Source organism: Alcaligenes sp. PF14, from assembly GCF_037150615.1.
GTDB lineage: Bacteria > Pseudomonadota > Gammaproteobacteria > Burkholderiales > Burkholderiaceae_B > Alcaligenes > Alcaligenes phenolicus.
The window spans coordinates 1-590 of record NZ_JBAGRS010000024.1 but is presented as its reverse complement, the minus strand read 5'-3'; the positions used below and the strand labels follow the sequence as shown (position 1 = coordinate 590).

The following is a 590-nucleotide window of genomic DNA, read 5'->3' as shown; positions in this document are numbered from 1 at the left end:
TTGTTCGGGCCCAGGGAGAACAGGAAGTTACCCTCGAACGCACGCGCATCCATGCCAATGGTGTTCTCACGCGAGTACAGACCCAAGGTGGACCAGTGAGCGCGTGGCTGCAAACCCCAACCAATGTGGGAAATGGCATAACCTTCGGGATCGTTGAAGGTCTTCATGTATTCGTCCAGCAGCTCGGCTTCGATACCACCTTCAATCTTGGTGGCATAGCCGTTTTCCACGGTCAGAATGATCTGCTCGGTAGAGTATTTCTTCTGTGGCAACAGGATGTCGCCCTTGTCGATCACGATGGTGCCGTTAGTGCCCAGCTCGTTCGGCCAGGTCAGCACGAAGCCACTAGGCCAGTGGTCCCAACGACCGGGCTCATCTACAAAACCGTATTCACGAATCGCGGGGAACTCACCCAGCGGGCAACGCAGATTGGTACCGGCAGGAGACGTAATGCTCATTTCCTTGGCGGCCTTGATCAAAGCGGCCGCCGCAGTCACACGCGCACGATCCGCTTCCGTTGGCACAGTGCGAACCAGAATCTCCGGTGGCTCCACCGCCAGCAGAATCTTCGTACCCGACTTCAGAATGTC

1 pseudogene is annotated in these 590 nt (G+C 56.8%); it reads right to left on the bottom strand.

Going from position 1 to position 590, the window contains the following annotated elements:
* Nucleotides 1–590: pseudogene (locus WFM49_RS18525) on the bottom strand (2,5-dihydroxypyridine 5,6-dioxygenase); the annotation flags it as partial.